General features: G+C 61.1%; 20 protein-coding genes. 10 read left to right on the top strand and 10 right to left on the bottom strand.

What is annotated here, in order from left to right:
• The first annotated feature begins 57 nt into the window (after positions 1-57).
• Together ACS4RS_RS01985 and ACS4RS_RS01980 are read left to right on the top strand one after the other, a co-directional pair.
• Positions 58-408, top strand: a complete 351-nt coding sequence (locus ACS4RS_RS01985; RefSeq protein WP_439008944.1) for a hypothetical protein — start codon at positions 58-60, stop codon at positions 406-408.
• 134 nt (positions 409-542) lie between these two features.
• Positions 543-1,073, top strand: coding sequence for a YidB family protein (locus ACS4RS_RS01980; RefSeq protein WP_439008945.1), 531 nt, complete (start codon positions 543-545; stop codon positions 1,071-1,073).
• A gap of 270 nt (positions 1,074-1,343) precedes the next feature.
• Here the strand turns inward: ACS4RS_RS01980 and ACS4RS_RS01975 are convergent, their stop codons facing one another.
• Positions 1,344-2,189, bottom strand: a complete 846-nt coding sequence (locus tag ACS4RS_RS01975; protein WP_439008946.1) for a dienelactone hydrolase family protein — start codon at positions 2,187-2,189, stop codon at positions 1,344-1,346.
• 1,045 nt (positions 2,190-3,234) lie between these two features.
• Here ACS4RS_RS01975 and ACS4RS_RS01970 point away from each other — a divergent pair.
• Entirely contained in the window at positions 3,235-3,471 is a 237-nt protein-coding gene (locus ACS4RS_RS01970) for a spike base protein, RCAP_Rcc01079 family (protein ID WP_439008947.1), read from the top strand.
• Between the two features lie 18 nt (positions 3,472-3,489).
• A complete protein-coding gene (locus ACS4RS_RS01965) occupies positions 3,490-3,939 on the top strand; it encodes a terminase small subunit-like protein (RefSeq protein WP_439008948.1) in 450 nt (149 codons plus the stop codon).
• Between the two features lie 22 nt (positions 3,940-3,961).
• Here ACS4RS_RS01965 and ACS4RS_RS01960 read toward each other — a convergent pair whose 3' ends face one another.
• Positions 3,962-4,102 (bottom strand): hypothetical protein, encoded by a 141-nt coding sequence (locus tag ACS4RS_RS01960; protein WP_439008949.1) that lies wholly within the window; start codon positions 4,100-4,102, stop codon positions 3,962-3,964.
• Between the two features lie 141 nt (positions 4,103-4,243).
• Here ACS4RS_RS01960 and ACS4RS_RS01955 point away from each other — a divergent pair, with 141 nt between their 5' ends.
• From ACS4RS_RS01955 to ACS4RS_RS01945, 3 genes are all read left to right on the top strand, one after another.
• On the top strand, positions 4,244-4,516 hold the full coding sequence (locus tag ACS4RS_RS01955) for a hypothetical protein (protein WP_439008950.1): 273 nt from the start codon (positions 4,244-4,246) through the stop codon (positions 4,514-4,516).
• A gap of 18 nt (positions 4,517-4,534) precedes the next feature.
• Complete coding sequence (locus ACS4RS_RS01950) at positions 4,535-4,963, top strand: DUF1515 domain-containing protein (protein WP_439008951.1); 429 nt, start codon at positions 4,535-4,537, stop codon at positions 4,961-4,963.
• 132 nt (positions 4,964-5,095) lie between these two features.
• Positions 5,096-5,281: a hypothetical protein gene (locus ACS4RS_RS01945; RefSeq protein WP_439008952.1), complete on the top strand. Its 186-nt coding sequence runs from the start codon at positions 5,096-5,098 to the stop codon at positions 5,279-5,281.
• 515 nt (positions 5,282-5,796) lie between these two features.
• Here ACS4RS_RS01945 and ACS4RS_RS01940 read toward each other — a convergent pair.
• The 5 genes from ACS4RS_RS01940 to ACS4RS_RS01920 form a co-directional block, all read right to left on the bottom strand.
• Complete coding sequence (locus tag ACS4RS_RS01940; protein ID WP_003587906.1) at positions 5,797-5,997, bottom strand: hypothetical protein; 201 nt, start codon at positions 5,995-5,997, stop codon at positions 5,797-5,799.
• Between the two features lie 253 nt (positions 5,998-6,250).
• Positions 6,251-6,418, bottom strand: coding sequence for a hypothetical protein (locus tag ACS4RS_RS01935; protein ID WP_003587904.1), 168 nt, complete (start codon positions 6,416-6,418; stop codon positions 6,251-6,253).
• Positions 6,419-6,543: 125 nt separating this feature from the next.
• Positions 6,544-6,780 carry a hypothetical protein gene (locus tag ACS4RS_RS01930; protein WP_439011769.1) on the bottom strand — a complete coding sequence of 79 codons (237 nt, stop codon included), beginning with the start codon at positions 6,778-6,780 and terminating at the stop codon, positions 6,544-6,546.
• A 411-nt stretch (positions 6,781-7,191) separates the two neighbouring features.
• Positions 7,192-7,455, bottom strand: coding sequence for a DUF1488 family protein (locus ACS4RS_RS01925; protein WP_439008953.1), 264 nt, complete (start codon positions 7,453-7,455; stop codon positions 7,192-7,194).
• Positions 7,456-7,600: 145 nt separating this feature from the next.
• Positions 7,601-7,903: a hypothetical protein gene (locus ACS4RS_RS01920; RefSeq protein WP_003587899.1), complete on the bottom strand. Its 303-nt coding sequence runs from the start codon at positions 7,901-7,903 to the stop codon at positions 7,601-7,603.
• A gap of 173 nt (positions 7,904-8,076) precedes the next feature.
• On the opposite strand from ACS4RS_RS01920, the gene ACS4RS_RS01915 reads away from it, so the two are divergent.
• Positions 8,077-8,466 carry a hypothetical protein gene (locus ACS4RS_RS01915; RefSeq protein WP_439011770.1) on the top strand — a complete coding sequence of 130 codons (390 nt, stop codon included), beginning with the start codon at positions 8,077-8,079 and terminating at the stop codon, positions 8,464-8,466.
• 164 nt (positions 8,467-8,630) lie between these two features.
• On the opposite strand, the gene ACS4RS_RS01910 is transcribed toward ACS4RS_RS01915, so the two are convergent.
• Positions 8,631-10,136, bottom strand: coding sequence for a DegQ family serine endoprotease (locus tag ACS4RS_RS01910; RefSeq protein ID WP_439008954.1), 1,506 nt, complete (start codon positions 10,134-10,136; stop codon positions 8,631-8,633).
• A 555-nt stretch (positions 10,137-10,691) separates the two neighbouring features.
• On the opposite strand from ACS4RS_RS01910, the gene ACS4RS_RS01905 reads away from it, so the two are divergent.
• Both ACS4RS_RS01905 and ACS4RS_RS01900 read left to right on the top strand, forming a co-directional pair.
• On the top strand, positions 10,692-11,729 hold the full coding sequence (locus ACS4RS_RS01905; RefSeq protein WP_439008955.1) for a substrate-binding domain-containing protein: 1,038 nt from the start codon (positions 10,692-10,694) through the stop codon (positions 11,727-11,729).
• Positions 11,730-11,842: 113 nt separating this feature from the next.
• A complete protein-coding gene (locus ACS4RS_RS01900) occupies positions 11,843-12,763 on the top strand; it encodes a LysR substrate-binding domain-containing protein (RefSeq protein WP_439008956.1) in 921 nt (306 codons plus the stop codon).
• A gap of 61 nt (positions 12,764-12,824) precedes the next feature.
• On the opposite strand, the gene ACS4RS_RS01895 is transcribed toward ACS4RS_RS01900, so the two are convergent.
• Both ACS4RS_RS01895 and ACS4RS_RS01890 read right to left on the bottom strand, forming a co-directional pair.
• On the bottom strand, positions 12,825-13,778 hold the full coding sequence (locus ACS4RS_RS01895) for an NmrA family NAD(P)-binding protein (protein ID WP_439008957.1): 954 nt from the start codon (positions 13,776-13,778) through the stop codon (positions 12,825-12,827).
• A gap of 264 nt (positions 13,779-14,042) precedes the next feature.
• On the bottom strand, positions 14,043-16,337 hold the full coding sequence (locus ACS4RS_RS01890) for a PBP1A family penicillin-binding protein (RefSeq protein ID WP_439008958.1): 2,295 nt from the start codon (positions 16,335-16,337) through the stop codon (positions 14,043-14,045).
• Positions 16,338-16,354 lie beyond the last annotated feature (17 nt).

Here is a 16,354-nt window from a genome sequence, read left to right as displayed (position 1 = left end):
AAAGTCCGGATGGCGAGGTTGGTATTTCGATAAAGAACAGTTCCATGGGAGGAACTCATGCGGAAATCTCTTCAATTCATCCTGGTCGGCCTCGCCAGCATGACCGGCTTGACGATCTCGCCGACGATCGCGGCTGCGCAGGATCTGGAATTGCGGGTCGGCCCCGGTGGCGTCGGTGTTTACGATCGCGATCGCGACCGTGATCGCTATGACCGATATGATCGATATGACCGCCGCGGTCCGCGCGGCTGCGACCCGGACGATGCGCTCGACATCGCCCGCGGCGAGGGACTTCGCCGGGCGCAGATCGTCCGCATGTCGCCGCGCAGCATCGTCGTCCAGGGGATGACGCGCCGTGGACCGGAGCGGATGACCTTTGCAAACCGGCGCGGCTGCCCGGAAATCTGATCCGGCGTCATCGGCAAGATCGACGGGGCGGGTTTGAGAGCCCGGCGCGGAACCTTTGGGCGTGCCGGACATTGCTGCCCATGCAGCGCTCGGTACGGGTCGGCTGCAGTCTTTGAACCTTGGGAGGATTCATCATGATGAGCGGTCAATTGAAGGCGCTTCTCGCCGTTCTTGCCCTTGCCGGCTATCAGAACAGAGACAAGATCGGGGAGCTGCTGCGCGGTATTCAAAACCCGCAGTCCGGCACCGGAGGCCAGCAGCCGGGTGGGCTCGGCGGCATCCTCGGCGGACTGGGCGGTTCGGGTGGTCTTGGCGGCCTTCTCGGCGGCCTCACCTCCGGCGGCATCGTCAGCGGCGGTCTCGGTGATCTCCTCAAGACCTTTCAGCAGAACGGCCATGGCGACAAGATCGACTCATGGGTGAAACCCGGCCAGAATGCCGAGATCAATGACGGCCAGCTCGCCGAAGCCTTGGGGCCGGATGTCCTCAACGAGATCGCTCGAAATACCGGCCTTTCTCAGGAAGAGATTCTTGGACGGTTGAGCCGCGATCTCCCCAAGGCCGTCGACGACCTGACCCCGCAAGGAAAACTGCCCACCGCCGAAGAGGACTTCTTGTCGTCGGCGAGCAATGCGACCACGTCGCCGCGGCCGAGCGGCATTTAATCTTGGACGAAAGGACGCGCGGTCGGCACGCAGCCGGCGCGCGTTTGCTGTGCGGGAGCGACCCTCCCGCATACCTCGCTGATTTGCTGCAGCGCCTACCCCACCTCCGTCCTCCTCGAGCTTGGCCAGAGGATCCCCGCCGCGCCCCAATCGGAAGCGGGCATGGATTCCAGGCTCAAGGCCTGGAATGACGGAGATTGGGGCTGTGTTGGTGCCAAACCGGCCGCTGGTGGATGAAGGCGACATGCCGAACAGATCGCGAGTTGATCTCTATTTGGAGAGGGACTTGCGAAGGAACGTGTAAACGCTGCGGATGGACTTTGCTGCGGCGTCGGGGTCGTATTTTTCGATGTGCCCCAACACCCGCCTTCCCATCACGAACTCCGGCGCATCGAAATTGTGATAGACGCCCTTGTAGAGATTGAGCTCGATCGGCGGGGCATCGTCGCCAACACGGGCAATTCTCTTCCGGCATGGTTCAGCCGGGCTCCAATTGTCTCGGTCGCCACCTAAAATCAGGGTCGGCACCGTTGCATCGCCCTGACTTGCCGCACAGACCGGATAGTAGGCGACCGCTGCCCTGAACTTGTGCTCCATCAGCTGTTCGTTCCCCTCGATCTTTGTTGCCTCCAGCGTCGCGGTGCCGCCCGCCGCAAAGCCCATCAGTGCGACGCGCCTGGTATCGACGAAGCTCGACTTCGATAAAAAATTCAAAGCGCCATAGGCGTCGAAGACGCGATCGGGGAGGGAGCTTCGGCATGCATCCTGGATGTTGCGGGTGGTGAAGCTGTCGACGACCAGGACGACGTAACCCCAGGAGATCAGCCGTTTCGGCCAAAGGTCTTTGACGCTCGGACGCATGCCGTCGCATCCATGCATGATCACGACCGCCGGAAAGGGGCCGTCGCCCTGAGGGCGGGATAAATATCCGAGCAACGGCGTGCCTGGCGGCTGGGAGAGAAATTCTCCCTGTTCAGCAGCCTTGCGGATTCGAAAGGCGCTGAGCTTGACGGGAGCGCTTTCGAACCGCACCAACTCGTCGGCCTTGGCCGGGTTTCCTGGGAGCCCGATGCCGAGAAAAGCGAAAAGGCAGAGAAAGAGTCTCGCGGTTTTCACTGACGCCTCCACCGTTTGACCGAGAGCCCGATAATTCTACGCCGGACCTCAAAGCTTGGCAAAGCGGGCGGCGGCGGCGCACGATCAGAAATCGTTGATCACCGCCCGGCAAGTCGGTTATGACTGCCGTAAATCCAGGCTGCGAAATTTGAATCAGGTCGGTGCAGGGCCCCTCATCCGCCTGCCGGCACCTTCTCCCCGTAAACGGGGCGAAGGGGGAAAGCCGCGGCCTCTCAGTTCGCCATCAACCTCTCGCAGGGCACGTCCCCTCGCCCCGTAAAACGGGGAGAGGGTTAGGGTGAGGGGCGGATTTCTACGCTATAAACCCACAATCCGGCGCTTGATCACCCCCCGGCAGGTCAGTTAAGACTACTGTAAATCCAAACTGCGAGATTTGAATTCAAAGGTGTGGTTGGCCAAGTCGATATCGGCATGCCATCTCCATCGAGCCGATGACAGCGGCTAACGTCACCGAACCACCATCGCGGATTTGCCACAGAGCTCACCCCTTGTTCCGTCATCCTCGGGCTTGACCCGAAGATCCACATTGGTCTCCATCAGCAGCGGGCATGGATCCTCGGCTCAAGGCCGTGGAGGACGGAGGTTGGGGCTATTGTTTCGCCAAATCCACCGCCGCAGCAGTGGGTGACATTCTGGCGTGCACTTCAAATTGACAAAACCCACATCAGCCCTTGATCACCCCCCGGCGGATCATTTATCACTACCGTAAATCCAAGCTGCGAATATCGAATCCAAAGGCAATGCCGATGATCAAGTCGGTATCGCTCTTCGCTTGCATGCATTCGCCGAGGCTCCCCGGCCAGCGTCATCGAACGCCACCCCGGGTTTGGCGCAGAGCTCACCCCTTTCTCCGTCCCCTCGGGCTTTGACCCGAGCACCCACGTCGGCCTCCGCCAGAAGTGGGCATGGATCCCAGGCTCAAGGCCTGGGATGACGGAGGGTGGAGGGACGTTTTCGCCAAACGACCGGAGCTGCGCGCCCCTGCGAGCGCCTCGGCATGAACACCCTCACAAGGAGAACTGCAATGGACCCTTCGATTGCTCCGGCCTCGCGGGCAGCAGCGGTGACGCCGAATGACAGCGCGATTGTCGGCGCGCGGGCGCTTTATATCGGCACGGCGGGCGATGTGGCGATTGCGCCGCGGCGGGATATGGATCCTGTGATTTTCAGGAACGTGCCGGCCGGGACGATCCTTCCCGTTCATGCGGCGATCGTGGCGCTGACCGGGACCACCGCGTCCAACATCATCGCGCTGTTCTGAGCTGCCAGAAACAGACCCATGGGCAGACCGACCAAGTTCACCCAGGCGCTGGCCGAGACGATCTGCGATCGCATTGCCGACAGGGAAAGCCTGCGATCGATCTGCCGGGATGAGGATATGCCGGCGAAATCGACGGTGCTCTCCTGGCTTGCCGATGATGGCAAGGCGGCGTTTCGGGCGCGCTATGCGCTGGCGCGCGAGATCCTGGCCGACGGGTTCGTCGACGAGCTGGTCGAGATTGCCGATGACCGCAGCAATGACTGGGTCGAGAAGAAGAATGCTAGCGGCGAGACCACCGGCTGGCAGGAGAATGGCGAGGCGATCCGGCGCTCGCAGCTGCGCATCGCCACCCGCCAATGGGTGGCAAGGATATCTGGACCTTCGCGTTTGACCAGTCGGGCCGCAACGACAACAGCGCGACGGCGACCACATGGTCCAACGCCAAGTTCGGCCTGGTGGATCGGGTGAAGGCCCGTTATGGCGCGGGCATCTACGTGGTCGGCATCACCCTTATGCCAACCTTCGCCTCCAGCGATGCCGGCCGCACCGTCGCAGGCTTTTCGGTCACCACCCTGTGGAACGCCGTGACCGGCACTCTTGCCACCGTCGACAACAGCGTCAAGGCCAGCACGCGCTACGCAGGGTTATCGACATGGTGCCGGCCTTCCTGTCGGATGCCGATCCGACGAAAGGTCCCGCCGCCGAACTGTTTCCTCTCGGCAACGTGGTCGGGCACCCCGGCAACCAGGACGGCGTCACCACCTAGGACACCATGAAGCTGCCGGCCGTAGTGCCGCTCGGCTCCCGCATCATGTTCGAATACCAGCCCGGGCTCTGGACCTCGCGCACGCTGAGCGGGCGGACGGACAATGGCGATGGGACGGCGGACTACAAGGTCTCCGAGATCTTCGCCACCGCCGTCCAGGACAATGCGACGCTGCTGGCCCACGGTATGAATTCAGATTTCGTCCACCCGGCCCTTCATGGAATCCTGCGGACGGTCAGCCGTATTCCACAATCCGAGAAGCTGAAATTTTATCCCTAAGACAAAGCGAGCGCTGAGATGACATCCAATGACGATATTCTCCGCGCTCTCGGGCGCGTCGAGGGAAGGCTGACCGGCATCGAGGAAAACGTCGCGCTGCTGCGCAACGAGGTCAGCGACGAAAAGGCCAATGCCCACGACAGCCGGGCCGTGATCCACACCCGGCTCGACGAACAGGCAAGGCAGATCGCACATCTCGATACCAGGGTAGCGATCAGCGGCGGCGTCGACGCCCAGATCCGCGAGGAGATCAAGAGCCTCAAGGAGACCGTCGAGAAGAACCAGGAGGCGGTGGCGCCGGCGCTGGAAGAATGGAAACGGATGAAATCGATCGGTTACGGCATATCGGGGCTGATCGCCTTTGCTGGGCTGACGGTGGGCGGGATGATCGCCTATGCCAGCGACGGCGCGGTGGCGGCGCTGCGGCATTGGTTGAAGATCAGTTGAGCCCGCTTAAGTTACTCGGCTGCTTCCGGATCGATACATTTTTGCCGAGCAGGAGGAAGTAAACCTAAATTTTAGACTTTGCTAACGAACCAATTCGCACCGTGCTGGTTTTCCTCTCAGGAGGAAACGGTCATGAAAAGCATGAACAATCGCCAAGTTCGCATCCCTGGCCCGCGGGAGCATGATGTCGCGGAACATTGCCGCAAGTTCGGGATCGGTCCGGCCGAGGAAAAGAAGCTGAAGAAACTTCTCGGGGCTCGGGCGCCGCTGCATGAAATCCAGGCCAATGCGCCGCCGAGACAGCCGCGGTGGCGTTAGCAACGGTCGCGGTTCAGGCGGAGGATGTGGCTCGTTTCACGCCGCGTTACGGTGATGATTCAAAGATTGAGCGAACCGGGGAAAGTCGAGGGGAGATGATCTTGTTTTTCCGGTTTCTAAGGCCGATTCTGTTCGTCAGGCAGGGCCGCTTATGGTGGTTAACCCGCGAAACCCGCTGAAAGCCCCGCTCCGCCGGGGTTTTTTGTTGGGGCGGTGAGGCGCTTTCGTTTTTCGTCGGCGCGGAAGGAGACCAGTCTGACGATTGAAGCGGAGCGAAGCAATTATCGCTTGTTCTTCCGGCCGACCCGCGAGAGCGAAGGCTCATCTGCGGCGCCGATATGGGCGGAACTTCCGGCAAATACTGACGTTGTGGCCGACGGACCGCGTAGCAGGTCTTGTCTCCTGTACCAACTGCTACCCCTGCAGTCGCTGCGCGGTCCACTGCCCCATCTCTCATGGCGGAAGCGCTCTTGCGCCCGGCCCTCGCAGCCCGAGGCGCGAGCCGACAAATCCAATCAATACCGAAGTTGGCGCGACAGCATGAGGATGTAATCGTCGGCGATGTCGGCGATCACCATTGCGGCTTCCGCCGGCGGATAGCCCCTGCTGACGGCTTCACCGAGGATCTTCATGACGAGAGGTTCAAGCGCTTCCCGGCAGTCGGCGAGAGTTTCGACATGCGGGCATTTGGGACGAAATTCCAAGACGACGCTCATGACTTACCCTTCTTATGATCGCGCTCGGCCCCTATGCATTGAGGCCAGCCTCTCAACTAAGAGGCGGGCCACGGTTCCGGCGAACTGCTTCAGGAAGATGTTATCCTGAAGATACGATGGCATAGCGCCCGATGTATTCAAGCGTATGCTGATATTAAGGTAAGCCAGTAGGGTTAATTCGTCCACTGAATTGCGGGCATAGCAAGCAGGTGCCGGGAGCTGTTGGAGTCCCGTCCGGCAACGCCGCCCAGCCTCAGGCGCTGATGCGGCGGCCGGCCTTATCAGCCTCTTTGCGATTGGCGCCATATTTTTCGATGATGTCTTTGGCATCCTCGTTGGAAATACGGTGTTTCTTTGCGAAGTAGATGACGTCGTAGGGTCCGTCGGTCGCAGCCGCGTTCTTCGTTTTGTCATTGGTCATGATTTTTCCTTCCATGGAATTGTCGAGCTGCGTGCGCGTCATGTCAGGACGCACCAGCTGCATGGTTTGATCAGGATTTGAGGGTCGGCATCACGTCAACGTCAGCCGGATAGGCTTCGTTCCGGCTATCGACGAGAGCGTGCCATCGTGTGTTTTTCCCAGATCTGGGCTGCCTGAGTTGCGGTGCCGGTCTCGTGAAATCGCAGCAGGTGAAGCCCTTCCGCCCTTCGTCTTTCGTTGAAGGCGCTGTTTTCGTAGTCGGAGCCTTCGACGATGCTCTCGCTTTGAAGAACGGCCTTCAGCTCCTGTACGAAGTGTCCGGTGATGTTGAAAAGCGTTTCGTTTTCGGGTGCGTCGTTCATATTTTTCCCTATGGGTGGTCGCGTGCCATTAAACGCGATGCTGCTCAGCAAGCCGCGTTGGTAAAAAGCATCGAGCAATCCGCGCCCCTATGGGAAGGCTGGTATCGGACAGCGCTTAGCCGTGTCTGTCTGGAGTTCCATATATCGTGCAGCAACGCCGCCCTGCGAGTCGAGGGGGCACGGCAGGTCTGAAGGCTCCACCTTAGACCAATTGCCTCGCCGATACCATGCCAAAGGAGAGACCGAAATCATTGGACGCGCCGGCTCGGTGTCCGCTTTCCGGATCAGGGCAAGCGATCCGCGTCTCCGCGGTTTGCTGCAGCAGGAGAGATCAGGCGCGGAAGATGCGTTTCGGTCTTGCCGGGCTGATGGCGCAGCTCGCGGAGCGCGGGCTCCTCGTGACATCCTGTTCTAGCGAAAATCTTCGGCCTTGAGCGTGAAATTGTTTCCGCGTCGATGCCGATAGGCTCTCGATGCTGCCTCCTGAATGGAAGAACGCGCGGCATCGAAGGCACTAAGGTATGCGGCCTCCGAAGAACTCTGCGTGATCGCACCGCCGAGTGCGCCTTCTTCGACCAGGAACCGGACCTCGAACATGCCGTCATAGCCGGTGAAGCGCACGCCTTTTCGCACTTCGTCGAAGCTCCGGCTTCGGTTTGGAAAGATAAGTGCCATGGCGGTCGATCCTTGGAGGTGGGCGCGGGCGTTGTGCGGGCCTTGGAGCCGGCGATGATCCTGGATGCACTCGGAGAAGGAGGAGCTTGATGCCAAAGCCTCTCGGCATGCCCGACCGCCGACCGATTCTAATGGCCGACCGATCTTAATGGATGGTCTGCACGATGACCCTGTTCTCCAGCAAGGCCTCCGATGTCCTGATCAAGCGCACAGTGCTCGCGATAACCTGGTCGGAATAAACAGGGTCCGCACGGGAAATTTCATCCGTCATATCGCGGAGAACGCTGTTTATCTCAAGCAGAGACGGCACAAGGTCGAGCAGTCCATCAGCCGCCAGCCCGTAAGTCAGGCGGCCGATAACCTCACTGAGGTGATCTATAAGCGCCCGCCTTTCGGAAACCGCCAATGCCGACGGCCTTGTGAGGGTCGCTTCACCGTTGAACTGCATGATGCGTATCCTCCTTTCTCTAAAATGGGTTTTGCGCCGACATTATCAATGGCTGCCGGCGAATGAGGTTGCGGCCATGTGGCAAAGAGCGCAAGCTGAGTGATCGGCGGGCACGATAAGGGCACCGCCGCTTGGGGCGCGCGTGAACCCTAGCCCCAATGAAGGAGGACTTCATGTCTTCCCCATCTGATCCGTTTTTCGATGTCACCAATTTGAGAATGCTGGAGCGCATTCTTCGAAAAGCCGGTTTCCGTGGCGGCGAAACTTTCGCGATCGATATCAGCGAGATCAGCGCGACGAGTTTCCTCATTCATTGTTTCCAGATTGGAATCGTCGATGAGGCAGCGCTGAGATCGGCTCTGAGAATGTATCTTGCAACACAGTTGAGTTCGGGCCCGCTTCCTCAAGCGATCGAAGACGCGTCCTTTGCAAGATGGCAGGATGACGGCGGCGCTCCGCCGAAGGCATATCGGATTGGTCGCTATACGGCACCGAGGCTTGCCAACCCATCGCGCCGGCCGGTCGGCTATCGCTTCCCAAAAACCAGGCTGCCTGAACGATGATCGGTGCGCGCCGCCGCTCACTGCGACGGCAGCACGCCCACCCAAGAGGGTGATCTCCCGACGCAGCAGCAATTCGACGCGATAGATTGGCGAGAGGCAAACCGCAAAGGGGGTTCGGTTGGTGGAAAGCCCGCTCTCACGGGCTTTCCTTTGACTTTGAGCCGTCAGGCCGCGCTGAACGGCACGGCGACGAAGGTCTTCCCGCCATCGCGTTCGACGAGCAGCAGCACCGATTTGCGGCCGGCCTTGCCGGCCTCGGCAATCGCGGTCTTGACGTCGCGGGTGTTGTGGACCGGCCTGTCGTTGACCGAGACGATGACATCGCCCGACTGGATGCCGGCGGCGGCGGCCGACTTGTCGGGATCGACGCTGGCGACCACTGCGCCGCTGACGGCGCGGGGCAGGTCGAGTTGCTGGCGCACGTCAGGCGTCAAGTCGGCAAGGCCGATGCCGAGGCTCGGCTGGCCGCTGCTCCAGCCCTTGCTGTCCGAGCTTTCGGCGGCCGCCTGTTTCTGGCCGTCCTCATTGCCGCCGACGGTGACGTTGAGATCGATCGTCTTGCCGTCGCGCCAGATGCCGAGGGATTTCTTGGCGCCGGGCGAAAGATCGGCGACCAGCCGCGACAGGTCCTTCGGCGTCTTGACGGTCTCGCCGCCGACCGTTGTGATGATATCGCCCGGCTTCACGCCGGCATGGGCCGCCGGCGTATCGGCGGTGACGGCGGCAACCAGTGCGCCGCCCGTTTTATCGAGGCCGACGGCATCGGCGACGTCCTTCGTGACCGGCTGGATCTGCACGCCGAGATAGCCGTGATCGATCGAGCCGTCCTTCTGCAGCTTGGCGACGATCGCCTTGGCCTCATCGGACGGAATGGCGAAGCCGACGCCGACACTGCCGCCGTTCGGCGAATAGATCGCGGTGTTGATGCCGACGACATTGCCGCTGCGGTCGACCAGCGGCCCGCCGGAATTGCCATGATTGATCGGCGCGTCGATCTGGATGAAATCGTCATAGGGCCCGCTGTGCAGGTCGCGGCCGCGCGCCGAGACGATGCCCGCCGTCACCGTGGTGCCGATACCGAAGGGGTTGCCGATCGCCAGGATCTGGTCGCCGAGCTTCAGTCTGTCGGAATCGCCCCAGGCAATGGTCTGCAGCGGCTTTCCCGCCTCTATCTTCAAGACGGCGACATCGGATTTCGGGTCGGTGCCGATCAGCTTGGCCGGTAGCTCCGTGCCGTCATCAAGCGTCACCTTGATATCGACGGCATTGTCGATGACGTGGTTGTTGGTGACGATCACGCCGTCCGAGCTGATGATGAAGCCGGAGCCGAGCGCCATCGCCTGCTGCGAGGGCCGGTTTTTCGGCGCCTGGCGCGGCAGCGGGATGCCCTGATCCTCGAAGAACTGGCGGAACTGCTCGTCCATCGGCGACTGCTGCTGGTCGGCGCTGACATCGGTCGCCTTCATTGTCGTCGTGATCGTAACGACGGCAGGCTTGTCGGCGTCGACGATGGAGGCGAAGGAGCCGCTGGCGGCGAGAACGCCGCCGGCATCCGCAGGCGCGGCAACGGCGCTCGCCGCGTTAATGGTGAAGGGCAGGCATGCTGCGCCGGCGATGATAACAGCCCCGATGAGGGCTGCGGCGCGATGTTTGCGGAGGATGTGTGACATGGTGATGGTCCCTTGCGAGAGTGTTGGATTTTGATGGCGTCGTGGTTCCATGGCGTATGGGTCGATGTCTTGGGACCTGGCGTCGGATGGCGTTGGCGCCAATTCATCTCATCGCAGCGCAGTCGTTGGGGTGGCGACCGGGCGAATGCAAGAATTCGCGCTCGGGATTCATATGATCGCGGCCGGTGGATTTACAAATTAAATATTGATCATGTTTATATTGCCGATTTGTAAGAAATTACCGGAATTTAATCTTTGTGCTGAAGGTTGTGGGGTCGAGGCCTGCGCGCCCGAAATTTCGACCGGGATGTTGGTTTGCAACGGCTCCCTCGCAGCGATTTTCTGCTGGAATAAATGAACTTCTTCACGGGATGGTGATCCGATCCCTGTGTGCCCCCTAACTTTCACGACGGACAATCGCGCCGCCGTTTCCGGAGATTGTAGTCCCGGAAACAGTTGCACATTAAAATGTTGGTAGACTCTAAATTATTTATTCTTCAGAAAGTGGAGACTGCGAATGGGGCAGTTGAGTCTCGCAGTGGCATATGAGGGGCGATGAGCAAGGCAGTGGAGCGGGGGCGCAACGGCAAGCGCGGCGCGCATGTGACGTTGAGCGATGTGGCGAAGAAGGTGGGCGTCAGCCCGATCACCATCTCGCGTGCGCTTCGCAACCCTCAGATCGTCTCGGAGGATCTGCGCGGGGTGATCCTGCGCGCGGTCGACGAGATGGGTTATATTCCGAACCTTGCCGCCCGCGCCTTGGCCGGCCGTCACAATGGCATCGTCGGCGTCATCACGCCTGCTTTGCACCAATACGGCTTCACCGGACTGATGGTCGGCATCGAGGATCGCTTCCGCGACACCGAGTTCACCGTGCAATATGCCAATACGCTGAACCATGGCGAGGGCGAGGCAGGATTGCTGAAATCCTTCCTGACCCAGAAGCCGGCCGGCGTCATCATCGCCGGCGCCGAATCCTATCGCGATCTTCTGCCGCTGATCGAGCGCGCCGCCTGTCCCATCGCCCATATCACCGATCTCAGCCAGGAGCCGCAAAGACTGGTCGTCGGCCTCGATCATTATGCGGCAGGCGCCGAACCCACCCGTTTCCTTCTGTCGAGGGGGTATAACAGGATCGCTTTCATCGGCCGCGGCGCCGATGTCCGCTCGCGCCGCCGCATCGAAGGCTATGAGGCTGTGATGCGGGAGGCCGGGCGTTTCGACCCCGATCTGATCATCGGCGGGGAGGCGGCAAGTCGCACCGGCCTCGGCAGGGAGCTGTTTTCCCGCCTGTTGCAGCGCGTGCCCAATGTCGATGCCGTCTTTGCCCAGAGCGACGAACTGGCGCTCGGCGTCCTCATCGAATGCAAGGCGCGCGGCATCCGCGTGCCGGAAGATCTCGGCATCTGCGGCTTCAACGATCTGGAATTCTCGGCCTTCATCGAGCCGTCGCTGACGACGGTGCACATACCGCGCTACGATATCGGCTATCGCGTCGCCGACATGCTGCTGCGCGCCGTCCGCGACGAGCCGGCCGATGAAGACAAGGCCGACCTGGGCTTTACCATTATTCCCCGCGGTTCGACGCGGTAATCTGGTCAGGCACCGCGCGATAATGGACGTGGAACCGAGCCTCGCCGATACTGCGCTAGGCATCGTCGCGATTATTCCGTATACGGTCAGAATGACAATCACTGTGCTGAAAAATGGATAAGGCCGGCCTGTCGTTTGACAGAATGCGCACCTTTGTTCGCGTCGCCGAGCGCGGCAACCTGTCGATGGTCGCAAGGGAGCTTGATGTCGGCCAATCCACCGTGACGCGGCACCTCAATGAACTTGAGGAGGCGGTCGGCGTGCCGCTTCTCAGCCGCACCACGCGTCGCGTCACCCTGACCGAGGAAGGCAGTCGCTATTATGCCAACTGCCTTCAGATATTGCGCCTGGTCGAACAGGCGGCTGAAGAAGCGAGAGACGCACGCCAGGCCCCCGCCGGCGCCGTTCGACTTTCCTGTACGGCAGCGCTTGGCGTCATGCATGTCACGCGAATGATCTTCGACTTTCAGGACAGGCATCCGGATATCCGCGTCGACCTCAACCTGACGGACGAGCGTATCGACCTGGTGCGCGAGGGCGTTGACGTGGCGCTCCGTCTTGGACCTCTGGCCGACAGCTCGATGAAACTTCATGCGCTCGGAGAGAGCCAGCGGCTGCTGGTCGGCGCTCCGGCTTATTTTTCCGCCCGCGGGCGGCCGCAGCGCCCGGCCGATCTGTCGCGCTGCGAAACCGTCGTGATGTCCAACGTGGCAGGCAGCAATCAGCTCCTTCTTTCCGCTCCCGATGGCACCAGCCTGATGATCCCGGTCAGCGGCCGGTTGCGCGTCGATCACGGGCTTGCGGCCCGCGAAGCCCTTGCGGCCGGACGCGGCATTGGTCCTACGCATCTCTGGCTGGTTCACGATCTTCTGGACGACGGCCGGCTCGAGGTCGTGCTTGGCGACTATCGGCCTTCGCCGGTTCCGGTGAGCTTGCTGATTGTTCCGGAGCGTGCAGCCATTGCCCGCGTTCGCCTCCTCGTCGACTTCCTTGCCGCCGAGATTGCCAAGCTGCCGGGAATCCGGCCATCGTAAGCCTTTGTTTTCAAACATCTCGTCATCGCAAAACCGCTGCCGCAGCTTTGCGAGACATGCGTCAACCTGCGAAAGACCGTTTGTCGCCGCGCCACCCCGACGTCCGCAGAAACTGCTCCCAGTCAAGCGTCCCGGGATTCAGGCGACGGCTCCATTCGAGATCGTGCTCCTTGCCGAAATAGCCATACTCGACAGCATATTCGACCATCCCGAGAAGCTCTCGAACGAAAAGTTCGTTGGCGGCAAACTCCGGGAAATTGGCGAGCAGGCCGTCCCTGGTGAAAGCATTTCGATACTCGGCCTTGAGGCCGGTCACGCGTTGAAAGGTTTCGACCATCTCCCGCGGAGAAATGATATCGCCGACGATCGGCAGCGTTTTGCCGTTGTAGCGCTCGGGGTTCGAGAAGATCTCGAGGACAACAGGCCCGGTCGCCGTCAGCGGATCGACAAAAGGTGCGGCGAAATCTTCAGGCAGATAAATCGGCAAGAGCAGGGTGTCGCCTTCCATGCGCGGCGCATAATACTCAATTAGATTGGTGTAGAAAAATGCCAGCATGATGAAGGAATGCGAGATCGGCAGGCCGCGGATGTAGTCGGCAACGCGCGCTTTATCGGTAAAATGCGGCGCATATTTCGTCCCACCGGTGATCTTGTCGACATTCTCAAGGGTGCTGAAAACAACGTGCCCGACGCCGGCCTCCACGGCCGCATCCGCCAACTGCCGCCCGAGAGGAGCCTCGCTGGTCTCCGGCGGGGCGATCGGCGGCGTCATCAGAAAGGCGCCATCCGCGCCGGTGAATCCAGCAACGAATTCCTTCTGGCGGCCGAGTTCGAGAGGCACGACGGCGATTTCAGCCCCGAGTGTGGCGAGACGTAAAGCTTCCGGAGAATCCTTTCTCCTCGTGAAAGCACGGACGCGGAATCGTTGGCTTTCGAGAAGTGCCGCAACGACGCTGCGCCCCTGTTTGCTCGTTGCACCCGTCACTGCGATCAGTGGCTTGTTGTCTGTAGACATATCCATCCTTTCCCTGTCATTTGCCGCCGACCAGAGAGGCCGGCGTCTTCACAAGGCAGCGCAGTCGGTCCGTGCCGATAGCCACCTCGACGGTGGGTACCCTACCGAAGCGGCTTCTATTCCTGTAGATGGCCGAAATGCATAAGATAATGCCGCTTTATGGATAAGTGGCGCGGGGCCGGGCGCCGAGACGAGTCGGTAGCATCACGGATCGGAAACAGCGGCGTCAGGCTGGGCGGCCGGCCCGATCTCTGCCCATCCACATCACTTTTCGCAAAGCCGTCGGCCGCCGGAATATGGCTGATAGGTACAATCGGACGGGCGGAAGGAGCGGTAGCTGCGCGAGCAGGCAGTGATGTTGCAGGACTGCGGCGCGCCTTGGCCATCGACGGCTGCTTCTGTCGACCGCACGCCGTCCAACGTTGGTGCGGTCGTCGCCTCGCGCATGAAGTCCCGCCAAATATGCGCCGGCAGGGCGCCGCCGGTCACCCCCTTCATCGGCGCGTCGTCATCATTGCCAACCCAGACACCGACGACGAGGGCTTCGGTAAAGCCGACGAACCAGGCGTCACGATTGTTCTGGCTCGTGCCGGTCTTGCCGGCGGCAAACGTGCCGGGATCTGCTCCGCGCCCGGTACCGCGCTCGACCACCAACTGCAGAAGGCCGAGGAGATCGGACTGGTAGGGCGAAAGATCGACATTCGGCTTTGATTGTGAGCCGACACGAAACGTCTTGGGCTGCCCCGCCGCTTGAAAGTCGATGATGCCCCAGGGTTTGACAGGGGCCTTGCCGAGCTGGACCGACGCATAGGCGCTGGTGAGGTTAAGCAGATTGACTTCGGATGTGCCAAGCGCCAATGACGGCGTGTTGGCCAGTGGCGCATCGATGCCGAGTTCGCGCGCGGCGGCAATCACATTGTCGAGACCCACCTCTTGCGCAAGCGTCACCGACGCGGCATTCAGCGATCGTGCGAACGCCTCGGCAAGCGTTACCCAACCGCGATAGTTGCCGCCGGAATTTTCTGGCGACCAGCCGTCAATGTCTATTGGCGCGTCCAGAACCTGATCGGACAGGGTGAGCCCGGCCTTCAATGCTGCGTAATAGACGAATAGCTTGAAGGTGGAGCCCGGCTGGCGCATCGCGGTGACGGCGCGGTTGAACTGGCTTGCCTTGTAGTCGCGCCCGCCAACCATCGCAACGACCGCGCCGTCGGGTGTCATCGCAACCAACGCCGCCTGCGATGCGCCGACCGTCCTTCCTTCACCGTCGAGCCCCTTTTTCACCACCCTTTCGGCGATCTGCTGCAATGTCGGCACCAGCGTTGTGCGCACGGTGGTCGATCCCGGCGAGGCGCCGGCAATTTCGCTCGCCTGCGGCGAAATCCAGTCGGCAAACCAGCTTCCGGAACGCGGCGTTGGCGTCGTTGGGTGGAGGCTGGCAAAGCTGGTTTTGGCCTCGGCCGTCTCCGGCGCGGTGATCTTGCCGTTGGCCGCCATCGCGTCGAGGACGACCATGGTGCGCTGCCGGGCGCCTTCGAAATTGTCGATGGGGTTCCATTGGCTCGGCGCCCGCAGCAGTCCCGCCAGCATCGCCGACTCCGGCAGGTTGAGGGCGCCGATATCCTTGTTGAAATAGATGCGCGCCGCAGCCGGCATGCCGGTCGCCCCCGCGCCGAGATAGACGCTGTTGAGATAGCGCGTCAGGATTTCCGCCTTGCCGAGCTTCCACTCCAGCCAGAAGGCGATCACGACCTCCTGAACCTTTCGTTTTATCGTTCGGTCGCTGTCGAGATATTGCAGCTTGATCAGTTGCTGGGTGATGGTGCTGCCACCCTCCACCACCGAGCCAGCCTCCAAGTTCCGCCAAAACGCCCTTGCGATACCCCTGGGATCGATGCCGAAATGATCCATGAACCGGCGATCCTCGATTGAAAGGACGGCATCGATCAGATGGGGCGGAAACTGGTCGTATAGAGCATATGGCCCTTGATAAGGTCCCTGTCTTACCAACGGCGCGCCGTCGGCGGTTTCCAGCACGACCACCGGCTTTAACGTTCCCTCCCGGATTTCGCTCCAAGGCACGTCTTTCAGTGCCCACACCAGCACGCTTCCGACGAGGAGGCAGACAAGAAGGATCGACCCGAGAGCGAATTTCCACCAGCCCGCAATGAGCGATGCGCTGCGATGATTTTCACGCGGCTTCGAGCGCCGATCGCGAATACCGCGCCAGGCTTTGACCCAAGCAGCCGTCAGCCATTTATGGGGAACTGAGGTGGTTCCGGACCGCCCCGACCGTCTTAGCTTCGTCCTCAATAACGAGGCGGCCGCCTTGATCTTTGCCAAAGCGGAACTTGCCTGCAAATCCTGGCGTATCGCACCGAACAGCGTCCTGGCGGCCCGCCTGGTTTGATCGAAGGATCCGTGAGGCGGCTGCGGGTCTTCACCTTGGGTTCCGGGCGAATCCAAGGCGGCCGCTTGTGCTGTCAAATCCAGTGTCTTCTCGCGATCCGAGCTCGAGCTGCTGACGCTTTCACCGGAGGATTCGGGAGAATTGGGCATCGGTTACCGCCTCGGAC

It is taken from the genome of Rhizobium sp. F40D2, from assembly GCF_051810745.2.
Taxonomy (GTDB): domain Bacteria; phylum Pseudomonadota; class Alphaproteobacteria; order Rhizobiales; family Rhizobiaceae; genus Rhizobium.
This window is presented reverse-complemented; position numbering and strand designations above follow the sequence as displayed.